Source organism: Myceligenerans pegani (assembly GCF_014892515.1).
Lineage (GTDB): Bacteria > Actinomycetota > Actinomycetes > Actinomycetales > Cellulomonadaceae > Myceligenerans > Myceligenerans pegani.
In genome coordinates, this window is record NZ_JADBGR010000045.1 from 1 (window position 1) to 13,244 (window position 13,244).

Here is a 13,244-nt window from a genome sequence, read left to right on the forward strand (position 1 = left end):
ACCCGAGCGCTTCCTGAGCGCCGGCCGTCCTGGCGCCCCTGGCGGCGGGACCGCCCCGGCCCGCCGGCCGGGCGACGAGGCCGCCGCCCGCGCCACGGCGACGGGCAACGTCACAGCCCGCCCGACCACGACCGACGTCGCGCAGCGGGTAAGGTAGGAGCGCCGTCTGAACGGCCGCGGATCCAGAGCGCCCCGTGAATCGGTCCGGGAGCACCGCGCAACGACACGAATGGAGAGCCATGCCGCTCGACACCGCCACGAAGCAGCAGATCATCGCCGAGTACGGGAAGACGCCGACCGACACCGGCTCCCCGGAGGTGCAGGTCGCCCTGCTGACGCAGCGCATCAAGGACCTCACCGAGCACCTCAAGTCCCACAAGCAGGACCACCACAGCCGTCGTGGTCTGCTGCTCCTCGTGGGCCAGCGCCGTCGCCTGCTGGGCTACCTCCAGCGGATCGACGTGAACCGCTACCGCGCGCTGATCGAGCGCCTCGGTCTGCGCCGTTGACGACGAGCTCCGAGACCAGCCCGGTCCCTCCTGCGGGGGCCGGGCTGGTCTGGTGAGATGTAAGTACAACCACACAGCGCGCCGGCGCAGCCCGCGTCCGGTCCTCGGTAGTGGCCTCCCGAACAGCGGTTCGGTGGGTCTCGATCGATGACCGCTACGGGCGGCGAGGGCGCCGATCGAGAAAGGGAGGGAACCTGTGGAGGGTCCCGAGATCCAGTTCGCCGAGGCCGTGATCGACAACGGTCGCTTCGGCACCCGCACCATCCGCTTCGAGACGGGCCGCCTGGCCAGGCAGGCCGCCGGCGCCGTCTCCGCGTACCTCGACGGCGAGACCATGCTGCTGTCGACCACCGCGGTCGGGAAGCATCCCAAGGACCAGTTCGACTTCTTCCCGCTCACGGTGGACGTCGAGGAGCGCATGTACGCCGCGGGCCGTATCCCCGGCTCGTTCTTCCGCCGTGAGGGCCGTCCGTCGACCGAGGCGATCCTCACCTGCCGCCTCACCGACCGTCCGCTGCGCCCCCTGTTCGTCAAGGGCCTGCGCAACGAGGTGCAGATCGTCATCACCGTCATGGCGCTGCACCCGGACGACGCCTACGACGTGCTCGCCATGAACGCCGCCTCGGCCTCGACGCACGTGTCCGGGCTGCCGTTCTCCGGCCCCGCCGGAGCGGTGCGCGTGTCCCTGATCGACGGCCAGTGGGTCGCGTTCCCGAAGCACTCCGACAAGGAGCGCGCGGTCTTCGACATGGTCGTGGCCGGCCGGGTCGTGGGTGACGACATCGCGATCGCCATGATCGAGGCCGAGGCCACCGACGACGCGATGAAGCTCATGCGCGAGGGCGCCACCGTCCCGACCGAGGAGGTCGTGGCCGAGGGCATCGAGGCGGCCAAGCCGTTCATCAGGTCGCTGTGCGACGCGCAGTCCGCGCTGGCCGCGCAGTCCGCCAAGGAGACGCAGGAGTTCCCGCTCTTCCCGGACTACGAGGACGACGCCTACGCCGCGGTCGAGGGCGCGGTCACCGAGCCGCTGCGCGAGGCGCTGGCCGTCGCCGACAAGCAGGACCGCGAGAACCGCCTCGACGAGATCAAGGACGGCCTGGTCGCCGACCTCGCCGGCGAGGGCAAGCCGTTCGAAGGGCGCGAGAAGGAGATCTCGGCGGCCTACCGCTCGCTCCAGAAGGCGCTCGTGCGCCAGCGCGTGCTGACCGAGGGCGTCCGCATCGACGGCCGCGGGCTCGCGGACATCCGCACCCTGTCGGCCGAGGTCGAGGTGCTGCCGCGCGTGCACGGCTCCGCGCTGTTCGAGCGCGGCGAGACCCAGATCCTGGGTGTCACCACGCTGAACATGCTGCGCATGGAGCAGCAGATCGACTCGCTCGGCCCGGTGACGCGCAAGCGCTACATGCACAACTACAACTTCCCGCCGTACTCGACCGGTGAGACGGGCCGCGTGGGCAGCCCGAAGCGCCGCGAGATCGGTCACGGCGCGCTCGCCGAGCGTGCGCTCGTGCCGGTGCTGCCGAGCCGCGAGGAGTTCCCGTACGCGATCCGCCAGGTGTCCGAGGCCCTCGGGTCCAACGGGTCGACGTCGATGGGCTCGGTGTGCGCGAGCACGCTCTCGATGCTCAACGCCGGCGTGCCGCTCAAGGCCCCGGTCGCGGGCATCGCGATGGGCCTGGTCTCCGACACGGTCGACGGCGAGACCCGCTACGCCGCGATGACCGACATCCTCGGCGCCGAGGACGCGTTCGGCGACATGGACTTCAAGGTCGCCGGCACCAGCGAGTTCGTCACGGCGATCCAGCTCGACACCAAGCTGGACGGCATCCCGGCGTCGGTGCTCACCGCCGCCCTCGGGCAGGCGCGCGACGCCCGCCTCACGATCCTCGAGGTCATCGCCGAGGCCATCGACACGCCGGACGAGATGTCCCCGAACGCGCCGCGCGTCATCGCGATCACGGTGCCGACCGACAAGATCGGCGAGGTCATCGGGCCCAAGGGCAAGATGATCAACCAGATCCAGGAGGAGACGGGCGCGGACATCTCCATCGAGGACGACGGCACGGTCTACATCGGCGCGGTCGACGGCCCCTCGGCCGAGGCCGCCCGCGCGGCGATCAACGCGATCGCCAACCCGCACGTCCCCGAGGTGGGCGAGCGGTTCGTCGGCACCGTCGTCAAGACGACGTCGTTCGGCGCGTTCATCTCGCTGTCCCCGGGCAAGGACGGGCTGCTGCACATCAGCCAGATCCGCAAGCTCGTGGGCGGCAAGCGCATCGAGAACGTCGACGACGTCCTCTCCATCGGCCAGAAGGTCCAGGTCGAGATCGGTGAGATCGACCCGCGTGGCAAGCTCTCGCTGGTCGCCGTGACGGAGGAGGGCGAGGAACCGGCCGACGCGGCGGAGTCCGACGCACCCGAGGCGGCGCCCGCCGGCGCGGAAGCCTGAGATGCCCTGGCACCTGCCACTCGCGGTCGCGGGTGAGCCCGGTGCCGACCTGACCGCCGGGCAGGACGGCGCGACCATCCGTCGCACCGTCCTGCCCGGCGGCGTTCGCGTCATCACCGAGCACATGCCGGGCCTGCGCTCGGCGACGGTGGGCGCCTGGGTCGGCGTCGGCTCCCGCGACGAGACCGACGGGCACTTCGGGTCCACGCACTTCCTGGAGCACCTGCTGTTCAAGGGTACGCAGCGGCGCAGCGCCCTCGACATCGCCGAGGCGTTCGACGCCGTCGGGGGCGAGGCCAACGCCGCCACCGGCAAGGAGCACACGTGCTACTACGCGCGCGTGCTCGACGCCGACCTGCCGATGGCGGTCGACGTGATCGCCGACATGGTGACCAGTGCCCGGTTGGACGCGACGGAGCTGGAGACCGAGCGTGGCGTGATCCTCGAGGAACTCGCCATGACGGACGACGACCCCGCCGACGTCGTGCACGAGGAGTTCTCCGCCGCCGTGCTCGGTTCGCACCCGCTGGGCCGGCCGATCGGCGGGACGGCGGACACGATCGGCGCCGTGCCCCGCGATGCCGTCTGGGACCACTACCAGACCCACTACGAGCCGGGCACGCTCGTCGTGGCGGCGGCCGGCGGCGTCGACCACGACCAGCTGTGCGACCTGGTGGTCCACGCCCTGACCGAGGGCGGCTGGGCGCTGGAGGAGGCGATCGCGCCGCGCGACCGACGCGACTCGACCCCGCAGACCGAGGGCATTCCCACCCGCGGTGCGACGCGTACCGTGGAACGCTCGGTGGAACAGGCGAACATTATCGTGGGGGGCACGGGGCTCGCCGCGACCGACGACCGCCGCTTCGCCCTCTCCGTGCTGAACGCGGTGCTCGGCGGCGGCATGTCGTCGCGCCTGTTCCAGGAGGTCCGCGAGAGGCGCGGCCTCGCCTACACGACGTACTCGTTCGCGGCCGGGCACGGCGGGCTCGGGACCTTCGGCCTCTACGCGGGATGCGCCCCGGCGAAGGCGGAGCAGGTGGAGAAGTTGCTGGTCCACGAGCTGGAGCGGCTGGCCGAGGACGGGATCACCGAGGCGGAGCTGATCCGGTCGGTGGGGCAGCTGCGCGGGTCCCTCGTGCTGGGGCTGGAGGACTCCGGGTCCCGGATGAGCCGCCTGGGCCGGGCCGAGCTGGTGTACGGCGAGCTCTTCTCGCTGGAGGAGAACCTGGCTCGCATCCGCGCCGTCACGCGCGAGGACGTGCGAGCCCTGGCCCGGGATCTGGCGTCCCGCCCGCGCTCGGTGGTCCGCGTGGGACCGTTCGGACAGGAAGGTTGACGGAGTGACCGAGATCAAGGTGGCCGTGCTCGGCGCGGCCGGGCGGATGGGCACGCAGACCTGCGCCGCCGTCGAGGCGGCCGACGGGATGACGCTCGTCGCGCGGCTGGACAAGGACGACCCGATCACGGGCGGGTCGCTGTCCGGGGCGGACGTCGTCGTGGACTTCACGGTGCCCTCGGCCGCAGAGAAGAACGTACACGCCGTGCTCGACGCCGGTGCGCACGCCGTCGTCGGCACGACGGGCTGGGACGACGCGTCGCGTGGCCGGGTCGCCGAGCACCTCGAGCGGCTCAACGCCACGAGGGCGCACGGCCTGGGCGTGCTCATCGCACCCAACTTCGGGCTGTCGGCCGTGCTGGCGATGTCCTTCGCGGCGAAGGCCGCCCGCTGGTTCGAGTCGGTCGAGGTCATCGAGCTGCACCACCCGGACAAGGTGGACGCGCCGTCGGGCACGGCCCGCCACACGGCCGTCGCCGTCGCCGCGGCCCGGGCCGAAGCGGGCCTGCCCGCCTCCCCGGACGCGACCGAGTCCGGATGGGAGGCGCGCGGCGCCGACATCGACGGCGTCCGCGTGCACGCCGTGCGGCTGCGCGGCCTGGTGGCGCACGAGGAGATCCTCCTGGGGAACCCCGGCGAGCAGCTGGTCATCCGGCAGGACTCGTTCGACCGCTCGTCGTTCATGCCGGGCGTGCTCGTGGCGGTGCGGGCCGTGGTGGACCGGCCGGGGCTGACCGTGGGCCTCGAGCACGTGCTGGACCTGGCATGAGCGACGTGCCTCAGGACGGATCCGCGTCGCGGCGCCGCCTGCCGCGGGGCCTGGTCGGTGCGCTGGCCGTCACCGCGCTGCTCGCCCTGTACGTCTGGGCGGTGGCCGGGCGGGGCCTGGCGATGATCGGCACCGGTGAGCCGGTGCTGATCGGCATCGGCGCGGCGATCCTCGTGCTGCCGCTGCTGGTGCTGGCCTTCATCGCGCGCGAGTTCTGGCTGGCCGCGCGCGTACAGGCCATGGCCGACGCCCTCGCCGCCGCGGGGGACCTGCCTGTCGACGACCTGCCGCGCTCGGCCGGCGGCCGGATCGACCGCGCGGCCGCGGACGAGGCGTTCGGGGACCGACGCGCGGCGGTGGAGGCCGAGCCCGGCGACTGGCGCGCCTGGTACCACCTTGCCTTTGCCTACGATGCCGCGGGCGACCGCCGTCGTGCACGGGCGACGCTGCGCAGGGCCGTCGGGCTCTACGGCTCGGCGCCGAGGGACGTCCAGCAGTAGAGCCCGCGGCCGTCGGCGACCGCACGGGTGGCGAGCTCCGCCAGCAGGAGCACGGCCGACGTGAGCCGGTGCGCGGGGACAGGCGGTTCTGTCTCACGGATCCAGTCGCGGGTCACGCGTGCCAGGCGGGCGGGCGCCACGGACGCGAGATCTTTCGTGAGGTCCTCCGTGACGGTCACGATCCACGGGCCCTCGTCGCCGTTGCTGCCGACCAGGGCGCCGTGGCGTGGGTCCGCGGTGATCTCCCCGTAGGGCCGGCCGGACAGCGCCTGCGCGAGGCCCGCGAGCATGACGAACGGGTCGAGGGACGGCAGCGTGACGGCGTCGAACCGCGGGAGACTGCCGTCCGCCGGCGTGCACGGGCCGCCGGGGACGCGCAGAGCCTCAGCTGCGGCCTCGTCGGTCGCCGCCGCGAAGTACTCCGTCACTATCCCCATGTCCGTGATGGTGACAAGCGGATGTCACGGGGGTGTCACGTGCCGGTGAACCTTCGGATTCCGCGGGGCCGGGCGGATCCGGCCGGCGCTCCGGGCGGCGCGGGTCCCGGCAGCGCATCGTCCGCCCGGCGCTCCCACGGCGGCCCGGCAGGTCAGCCGGCACGTCAGATGGCCGCGCTCCACCGGCGTTCGACGACGGTCCGGGGGCCGGTCGCGAGGGTGCGCTCGGTGCCGTCGGCGCCGAGTCCGCAGTCGGCGAGGAACCGCTCACGTGCGGTGTCGCCGTCGAGCACCCAGGTGACGACCTCCTGCGCGCCGTCGGCCCGCAACCGGTCGACGGCGGCGGCGAGCAGGCGCGAGCCGTGACCGGCCCGGCGGTGGCCGGGCTCCACCTCCAGCGACATGACCTGGCCCGGGGCGACGGCGGCGAAGCCGACGAGTTCGGGGCCGTCGAGCGCGACCAGCACCGCGAACCCCGGTCCGGGCGCGGTCTCGATCGCCGCCTTCCACCGCTCGCGCATGACGTCCGCGTCGAGACGCTCCATCACGCCCTCGCCGAGGACGGCGTCGTGGGTGGCGCGCCACGCCCCGAGCTGGATCGCGGTCACGGCCGTCTCGTCGCCCGGTACGGCGGGCCGGACGGAGACGTCGGCGAGCTCGCGGAACAGCGTCATGCGGGAACCCTACGTCACGCCCGGCTTGCGAGCCTGAGTATCGTGAGCGCCGACGGGACAGTGAGACGGAGGATCAGATGGTGGCGACGGCGGATCTCTACGACGAGCGTGGCGAGGAACTCGCCTCGCTCCCGCTCCAGCTGCGAGACCTCGGCGGCGTCGCCGAGTTCTCCGGGCCGGTGCGCACGATCCGGTGCTTCGAGGACAACGCGCTGGTCAAGGCGGTGTGCGCGACGCCCGGCGCAGGCGCGGTGCTCGTGGTCGACGGCGGCGGCTCGCTGCGGTCCGCGCTGATGGGGGACCTCATCGCGGCGTCGGCGGTGGAGAACGGCTGGGCGGGGGCGATCATCCACGGCGCGATCCGGGACTCCATCGCGATCGGCGGCCTCGGACTCGGGGTGAAGGCCCTTGGGACGAACCCGCGCAAGTCCGCGAAGGCGGGCGCCGGGGTCGTGGACGAGCCCGTGGAGATCGGCGGCGTCGTCTTCCGGCCGGGCGCGACGGTGTGGGCGGACCGGGACGGGGTGCTCGTGGAGCGCTGAGCAGAGACTCGGTGCCGGGGCCGGCCTTCGGGGGGCGAGGAGGCGCTCGGTGGCCCGGGCGCGGCTGACGAGAGGCGCGGATACCGGGATCCGGACGGTACGGTATCCTCATGGTTCTTCCCAGGACGACGGCGCGCCCGTTCGGCGCCCTCCTCACCGCGATGGTCACCCCGATGACGCCCGACGGCGCGATCGACCTCGAGGCCTCGGTGAAGCTGGCGAAGAAACTGGTCGACGACGGCAACGACGGGCTGGTCCTGTCGGGTACCACCGGTGAGTCCCCGGTCACCCACGCCCCGGAGAAGGCGGAGCTCGTGGCGGCCGTGACGGAGGCCGTCGGGGACCGCGCCGCGATCGTCGCGGGCGCCGGCTCGAACGACACCGCGCACGCCATCCGCATGGCCGAGCAGGCCGCCGAGGCGGGCGCGGACGGGCTGCTCGTCGTCTCCCCGTACTACTCGCGGCCCACGCAGGAGGGCCTGATCCGGCACTTCGCCGCCGTCGCCGACTCCACCGACCTGCCCGTGATGCTCTACGACATCCCGGGACGCGCCGGCGTGCGGATCGCGCCCGAGACCTTCGTGAAGATCGCCGAGCACCCGCGGATCATCGCGAACAAGGACGCCACGGGCGACGTGTGGTCCGCGGCGCAGCTGATCGAGGCCACGGGCCTCGCCTGGTACTCGGGCGACGACGGCCTGCTCCTGCCGTTCCTGAGCGTGGGCGGGGCGGGCATCGTGTCCGTGTCGGCGCACGTGGTGGGCGCCCAGTACGCCGACGTCGTGCGCCGGTGGGACGCCGGGGACCACGCCGGGGCGCTGGCCGCGTTCCGGCAGGTGATGCCCGTCGTCGGCGCCCTCAACGGCGCGGGCGCGCAGGCGGTCATGGCCAAGGCGGCGCTGCAGGCCCAGGGTGTCCTGGAGCACCGCACGCTGCGGCTGCCCAATGTCGCCGCGAGCGACCACGAGGTGGCGACGCTCCGCGCGGTGCTGATCGCCGCGGGAGTGATCCCGCAGAGCGCGACACCCATGTCGCCGCCGGAGCTCCCCGAGGAGGCGACGGCGATCGTGGGGCATCCCGCGATCGTCACGCCCGGCTAGCAGATCTTGAGACTTTGTCAGAACGAGGCCTGGAGGCCCTTTGAGTCACCCACATCCTGAACTACCCCTGCCCCCCGAGCTGCCGAAGGGCGGGCTACGAGTCGTCGCCCTCGGCGGGCTCGGGGAGGTGGGCCGCAACATGGCCGTCCTCGAGTACGACGGGCGCCTGCTCGTCATCGACTGCGGCGTCCTCTTCCCCGAGGACAACCAGCCCGGCGTGGACCTGATCCTGCCGGACTTCGAGTACATCGCCGACCGTCTCGACGACATCGAGGCGATCGTGCTCACCCACGGGCACGAGGACCACATCGGCGCCGTGCCCTACCTGCTGCGGCTGCGCCGGGACATCCCGCTCGTGGGGTCGAAGCTGACGCTCGGTTTCATCGAGGCGAAGCTCAAGGAGCATCGCATCAAGCCGGTCACCCGCGAGGTGGCCGAGGGGCAGCGCGCGCAGTTCGGCGTCTTCGACTGCGAGTTCGTCGCGGTGAACCACTCCATCCCCGACGCGCTCGCCGTCGCCGTTACCACCGGCGCCGGGACGGTGCTGCACACCGGCGACTTCAAGATGGACCAGCTGCCGATGGACGGGCGCGTCACGGACCTGCGGGCCTTCGCGCGGCTGGGGGAGAAGGGCGTCGACCTGTTCATGGTCGACTCCACGAACGCCGAGGTGCCGGGCTTCGTCACGCCCGAGGTCGAGATCGGCCCGGTGCTCGACGGCGTGTTCGCGCAGGCGGACAAGCGGATCATCGTGGCGTCGTTCTCCTCGCACGTGCACCGTGTGCAGCAGGTGCTCAACGCGGCGCACGCGCACGGCCGGCGGGTCGCGTTCGTGGGACGGTCCATGGTGCGGAACATGGGTATCGCCGCCGAGCTCGGCTACCTCGACGTGCCGCCCGGCGTCCTCATCGACGTGAAGAAGGCCGACAGTCTGCCGGACGACAAGATCGTCTACATGTCGACCGGATCGCAGGGCGAGCCGATGGCGGCGCTGAGCCGCATGGCGAACGGGGACCATAGGGTCCAGGTGACCAGCGGCGACACCGTCATCCTGGCCTCCTCGCTGATCCCGGGCAACGAGAACGCGGTGTTCCGCGTCATCAACGGGCTCACCCGGCTCGGTGCGCGCGTGGTGCACTCGGCGAACGCCAAGGTCCACGTGTCCGGTCACGCCAGCGCCGGTGAGCTCATGTACTGCTACAACATCATCCGGCCGCGCAACGTCATGCCCGTGCACGGCGAGGTGCGGCACCTCGTGGCGAACGGGTCCATCGCGGTCAAGACCGGTGTCCCCGCCGACCGCGTGGTGCTCGCGGAGGACGGCGTCGTCGTCGACCTCGTGGACGGCAAGGCGTCCGTGGTGGGTGCCGTGCCGTGCGGGTACGTGTTCGTGGACGGCTCGTCGGTGGGTGAGATCGGTGACGCCGAGCTCAAGGACCGCCGGATCCTGGCCGAGGAGGGCTTCGTCTCCGTCTACGCCGCGATCGACACGGCGACGGGGAAGGTGCTCGCCGGGCCGCAGATCCTCGCGCGCGGCATGGCCGAGGACCTTGCGGTCTTCGACCCGGTCCTGCCCGAGATCACCAGCGCGCTGGAAACGGCGGTCGCGGGCGGAGCGACGGACACGCACCAGCTCCAGCAGATCATGCGCCGCACGGTGGGCCGCTTCGTCGCGACGAAGCTGCGCCGCAAGCCGATGATCGTCCCGGTGGTCGTGGAGGCGTGATGCTCCTGGGCCGATGATTCGCGACGTCGGTGATCGTCCACCAGGAAGATCGCCTCGACGGGAGGGATCATCGGCTCAGGGAGGTCGTCATGTCCGACGTTCGTCATTCGTCTTCGCCGCAGACACCGGAGGGGCCGCCGGACGGTTTCGACACGGGTGCCGCCGTCACCCGGTCGATGCTCGGCTGGGGCGTCGTCGCCGGCCCGTTCTACCTGGTCGTGGGGCTGATACTGGCCGTGACCCGCGAGGGGTTCGACTTCTCCCGGCACCCGCTCAGCGTGCTCATGCTCGGCGACGGCGGCTGGATGCAGATCACGAACCTCGCGCTCAGCGGGGCCATGGTGCTCGTGGCCGGCATCGGTCTGGCCCGTGCCGGTGCCCGCGGGGCCGGAATCGCCGTGGGCATCTACGGCGGGGCCATGATCCTCAGCGCGGTCTTCCCGCCCGACCCCATGCCCGGCTTCCCGCCCGGGCAGGAGGGGGCCACCGAGCCGGGGACGTCGGGAATCCTGCACCTCGCGTTCGGGGGCATCGGGTTCGTCGCGCTCGCCGTCGGGGCGTTCCTGCTCGGACGCTGGTTCGCCCGGCGGGGCGACCGGCCGTTCTCCGTGCTGTCGCTGGTGGCCGGGATCGTCGTCCTCGTCGGGTTCCTGGGCGGCGTCGCCCTGGGGCCGGCCGGCATGGCTCTGCTGTGGCTCGCGGTGGTCGCGGGCTTCGCCTGGCTCGCGGCGGCGTCCGTCCGTGTCTACGGCACGGTGCCGCACCCGGACACGGGACGGCACGCGGCGTGAGCGGCTTCTGTGTCCTGATCGTGACTGGGATTCACCCGGAGTCGACCGTTCTGACCGGCATTGAGCCGATAGCGTCGGCGGGTTCGTCTCGCTCGACAGGAAGACCACGACCATGCCCCAGCAACCGCCGCACCAGCCGCCGTATGCGCCACAGCCCGGCCAGGGCGGACCGGACGGAGCCGGCGGGACCGGGCCGGTGGCCGGTGACGCCGGGCTGTTCGCGCCTCCCGTGGCGAATGCCGGGTCCTCGCCGAACCTGACGGGCCTCCGGACGGCGCGGGCGCAACCTGCGGGTCCTGGCCACGGCTACCCGATGGTGCGTCCCAGGGTGCCCGCGGGGTCGGCGACCGCGGCGACAGCGCTCGCCATCGCCTATGCCGCAGTGCGACTCGTGATGGCCGTGCTGTCGATTCCCGCCGCGGCAGTCTGGGCCGACGCGGCGGACCAGGGGCTGACCTATGCCGACGCCGAGTACGTCGCCTACGACATCGTCGGCATCCTGCTCCTCCCGCTGACCGTCGCGATCTTCGTCGTCGGTAGCCTCTGGCTCTACGAGAGCCGGAAGTTCGCCGAGTCCGTCAACCCCGCGTACCGGCATCGCCGTGGCGCCGTGTGGGCGTGGCTCGGCTGGGTCGTCCCCGTGGTCAGCCTGTGGTTCCCCTATCTCGTGGTCGCCGACGTCCGGCGCGCGACCATCCGGAACAAGCTCATGGCGGGGATGGGCGGGTGGTGGGCCTGCTGGCTCATCGTGCTCTTTCTCGATCAGATCACGACCAGCCTGACGGGCGGTGCCCTGGGCACCGCGCCACTCACGTCGGCAGTTGGCTCCTATCCGGTGTTCGAGGGGCTCGCGGCGGTACTCACCGGCATCGCGTGCTGGCTCTGGGTAGCCATGATCCGCGAACTGGCGGCGGCGCAACGGGAGTGGGAAGTCACACCGATCGCATGATCATCCACCCGGCCTGAGGAAGGAACGCGCGTGGTCAGCCTGTCATGAGGAGCGGGCCCAGGGTGCCCAGGGTCTCGGCGTAGCGGCGGGCGCGGGTCTCGGGGCCGTCGTCGAACCGGCCGGCCAGTTCCAGCGAGACCAGCCCGTGGACCAGGCCCCAGAGGCCGAGCGCCACGGTCTCGACGCGTTCGGCGGAGGCCCGGGGGAGGACGCGCGCGACGGCGTCACGCAGGACGCCGAAGGTGCTCCGGCCGGTGGAGGGAACGTGCCCGCCGCCGGGGTCTCCTTCCGGTGAGGCGCCCGGTTCCCCGGTGTCGTCGTCCCTGTCGGCGTCCCCGCCGTCGCCGGGACGTTCGACGCCGCGCTCGAACATGACCCGGTAGAAGTGCGGGTCGGCCAGGGCCGAGGTGCGGTAGGCGAGGCCGAGGGCGCGCAGGTCTGCGAGCGGGTCCGCGGTGCGCGGCACGGCGGCGAGGTGCTCGGCGAAGCGCCGGAAGCCCTCGGCGGTCACCGCGGCGAGGAGTTTCTCGCGCGATCCGAACAGCGCGTAGACCGCGGAGGGGCTGGTGCCCGCCTCCGCGGCGACCGAGCGCACCGTGACCGCCGCCTCGCCGCGCTCGGACGTCGTCCGGGAGGCGACCTCGAGCAGCCGGGTGCGCAGGGCGTCGTCGTGCGTGCGGGGACGTGCCATGTCCAGAGTGTAAGAGCCTTGACGCGCGTTTGCGAACAGTGTTTTATAACAGTGTTCCTAAACGCGGGCCGATGGACGACGCCGGTTCGCGGACGCAGTGACCCACACGTAAGGGGAAGACCATGCTCGAACTGTCCGACGGCGCGCGCCTCACCACCGCCATCGTCCTGCTGACCGTGGTAGGCATCGAATCCGGCGGGTTCTTCCTGCTCCGGGTCGGTACCGGACGCGTGCCGGCCACCGATTTCCAGAGAATGTTCTTCCGAGCCGGGCATGCCCACGCGGGCGTGCTCGTGACCCTCGGCCTCGTGTGCGTCGTCCTCGCGGAGGCGGCGACGGCACTCACCGGCTTCTGGCACTGGCTCGGCGCGACCGGCGTACTCGTGGCGGCGATCCTGCTGCCCGGCGGCTTCTTCTTCAGCGCCATGGGAGCGGGCCGCACCGAGCCGAACGGATTCCGGATCCTGTTCCCGGCCGGAGCGGCGTTCCTGGGCGCGGGGGTGGTCACGCTCGCGGTGGGCATGCTCCTGTCCTGACCGGCACCTCGCGGCGGGATCCGACCTCCGGCGTCCTGCAGGAACCGGACACACCGGGTCGGGTGCGCGGGTGTGTCGGTGTGCCTCGTTACCGTGGGCAGCATCATGGCGACCCGAACCAGCACGGGCGGCGGCCGGAGCGGAAAGTCCCGGAAGTCCACCCCACGCAAGCATGCGCCCCGGCCTCGCAAGGCCACGGGCGCGAGCTCGGCGCGCAAGCCGGCAGGCGGCG

The 13,244-nt window shown here is 72.2% G+C and carries 14 protein-coding genes; 11 read left to right on the top strand and 3 right to left on the bottom strand.

What is annotated here, in order from left to right; translation table 11 throughout:
* Positions 1–239 precede the first annotated feature (239 nt).
* The 5 genes from rpsO to IIE03_RS02985 all read left to right on the top strand — a co-directional run bounded on the left by rpsO (position 240) and on the right by IIE03_RS02985 (position 5,566).
* Complete coding sequence (gene rpsO / locus IIE03_RS02965; RefSeq protein WP_192861237.1) at positions 240–509, top strand: 30S ribosomal protein S15; 270 nt, start codon at positions 240–242, stop codon at positions 507–509.
* Positions 510–705: 196 nt separating this feature from the next.
* Positions 706–2,961 (top strand): polyribonucleotide nucleotidyltransferase, encoded by a 2,256-nt coding sequence (locus IIE03_RS02970; protein WP_192861238.1) that lies wholly within the window; start codon positions 706–708, stop codon positions 2,959–2,961.
* Position 2,962: 1 nt separating this feature from the next.
* Positions 2,963–4,297, top strand: coding sequence for a M16 family metallopeptidase (locus IIE03_RS02975; protein WP_192861239.1), 1,335 nt, complete (start codon positions 2,963–2,965; stop codon positions 4,295–4,297).
* A gap of 4 nt (positions 4,298–4,301) precedes the next feature.
* Positions 4,302–5,066 carry a 4-hydroxy-tetrahydrodipicolinate reductase gene (gene dapB, locus IIE03_RS02980; RefSeq protein ID WP_192861240.1) on the top strand — a complete coding sequence of 255 codons (765 nt, stop codon included), beginning with the start codon at positions 4,302–4,304 and terminating at the stop codon, positions 5,064–5,066.
* The gene (locus IIE03_RS02985; RefSeq protein WP_192861241.1) at positions 5,063–5,566 is read left to right on the top strand and encodes a hypothetical protein; all 504 of its coding nucleotides are present in this window, start codon (positions 5,063–5,065) and stop codon (positions 5,564–5,566) included. Before dapB ends, IIE03_RS02985 begins: the two co-directional genes overlap by 4 nt.
* Here IIE03_RS02985 and IIE03_RS02990 read toward each other — a convergent pair.
* A complete protein-coding gene (locus tag IIE03_RS02990; RefSeq protein WP_192861242.1) occupies positions 5,533–6,003 on the bottom strand; it encodes a hypothetical protein in 471 nt (156 codons plus the stop codon). The genes IIE03_RS02985 and IIE03_RS02990 overlap by 34 nt on opposite strands.
* A 164-nt stretch (positions 6,004–6,167) precedes the next feature.
* Positions 6,168–6,677 (bottom strand): GNAT family N-acetyltransferase, encoded by a 510-nt coding sequence (locus IIE03_RS02995; protein ID WP_192861243.1) that lies wholly within the window; start codon positions 6,675–6,677, stop codon positions 6,168–6,170.
* A gap of 77 nt (positions 6,678–6,754) precedes the next feature.
* Between IIE03_RS02995 and rraA the strand changes: the two genes are divergently transcribed.
* The 5 genes from rraA to IIE03_RS03020 all read left to right on the top strand — a co-directional run bounded on the left by rraA (position 6,755) and on the right by IIE03_RS03020 (position 11,785).
* Complete coding sequence (rraA, locus tag IIE03_RS03000) at positions 6,755–7,219, top strand: ribonuclease E activity regulator RraA (protein WP_192861244.1); 465 nt, start codon at positions 6,755–6,757, stop codon at positions 7,217–7,219.
* Between the two features lie 110 nt (positions 7,220–7,329).
* Positions 7,330–8,319, top strand: a complete 990-nt coding sequence (gene dapA / locus IIE03_RS03005; RefSeq protein WP_192861245.1) for a 4-hydroxy-tetrahydrodipicolinate synthase — start codon at positions 7,330–7,332, stop codon at positions 8,317–8,319.
* Positions 8,320–8,359: 40 nt separating this feature from the next.
* Positions 8,360–10,045 (top strand): ribonuclease J, encoded by a 1,686-nt coding sequence (locus IIE03_RS03010; RefSeq protein WP_192861246.1) that lies wholly within the window; start codon positions 8,360–8,362, stop codon positions 10,043–10,045.
* Positions 10,046–10,134: 89 nt separating this feature from the next.
* On the top strand, positions 10,135–10,836 hold the full coding sequence (locus IIE03_RS03015) for a DUF998 domain-containing protein (protein ID WP_225997177.1): 702 nt from the start codon (positions 10,135–10,137) through the stop codon (positions 10,834–10,836).
* Positions 10,837–10,948: 112 nt separating this feature from the next.
* Positions 10,949–11,785, top strand: coding sequence for a DUF4328 domain-containing protein (locus tag IIE03_RS03020; protein WP_192861247.1), 837 nt, complete (start codon positions 10,949–10,951; stop codon positions 11,783–11,785).
* Positions 11,786–11,819: 34 nt separating this feature from the next.
* Here IIE03_RS03020 and IIE03_RS03025 read toward each other — a convergent pair whose 3' ends face one another.
* Complete coding sequence (locus tag IIE03_RS03025) at positions 11,820–12,476, bottom strand: TetR/AcrR family transcriptional regulator (RefSeq protein ID WP_192861248.1); 657 nt, start codon at positions 12,474–12,476, stop codon at positions 11,820–11,822.
* Positions 12,477–12,598: 122 nt separating this feature from the next.
* Here IIE03_RS03025 and IIE03_RS03030 point away from each other — a divergent pair, with 122 nt between their 5' ends.
* Positions 12,599–13,012 (top strand): hypothetical protein, encoded by a 414-nt coding sequence (locus IIE03_RS03030; protein ID WP_192861249.1) that lies wholly within the window; start codon positions 12,599–12,601, stop codon positions 13,010–13,012.
* Positions 13,013–13,244: the final 232 nt, after the last annotated feature.

What these genes read in the sequence shown, in the direction of transcription:
- rpsO (WP_192861237.1), top strand. Translation starts at nt 240, where the DNA reads ATGCCGCTCGACACCGCCACGAAGCAGCAGATCATCGCCGAGTACGGG.
- IIE03_RS02975 (WP_192861239.1), top strand. Translation starts at nt 2,963, where the DNA reads ATGCCCTGGCACCTGCCACTCGCGGTCGCGGGTGAGCCCGGTGCCGAC.
- IIE03_RS02985 (WP_192861241.1), top strand. Translation starts at nt 5,063, where the DNA reads ATGAGCGACGTGCCTCAGGACGGATCCGCGTCGCGGCGCCGCCTGCCG.
- IIE03_RS02990 (WP_192861242.1), bottom strand. Translation starts at nt 6,003, where the DNA reads ATGGGGATAGTGACGGAGTACTTCGCGGCGGCGACCGACGAGGCCGCA.
- IIE03_RS02995 (WP_192861243.1), bottom strand. Translation starts at nt 6,677, where the DNA reads ATGACGCTGTTCCGCGAGCTCGCCGACGTCTCCGTCCGGCCCGCCGTA.
- rraA (WP_192861244.1), top strand. Translation starts at nt 6,755, where the DNA reads ATGGTGGCGACGGCGGATCTCTACGACGAGCGTGGCGAGGAACTCGCC.
- dapA (WP_192861245.1), top strand. Translation starts at nt 7,330, where the DNA reads ATGGTTCTTCCCAGGACGACGGCGCGCCCGTTCGGCGCCCTCCTCACC.
- IIE03_RS03015 (WP_225997177.1), top strand. Translation starts at nt 10,135, where the DNA reads ATGTCCGACGTTCGTCATTCGTCTTCGCCGCAGACACCGGAGGGGCCG.
- IIE03_RS03020 (WP_192861247.1), top strand. Translation starts at nt 10,949, where the DNA reads ATGCCCCAGCAACCGCCGCACCAGCCGCCGTATGCGCCACAGCCCGGC.
- IIE03_RS03025 (WP_192861248.1), bottom strand. Translation starts at nt 12,476, where the DNA reads ATGGCACGTCCCCGCACGCACGACGACGCCCTGCGCACCCGGCTGCTC.
- IIE03_RS03030 (WP_192861249.1), top strand. Translation starts at nt 12,599, where the DNA reads ATGCTCGAACTGTCCGACGGCGCGCGCCTCACCACCGCCATCGTCCTG.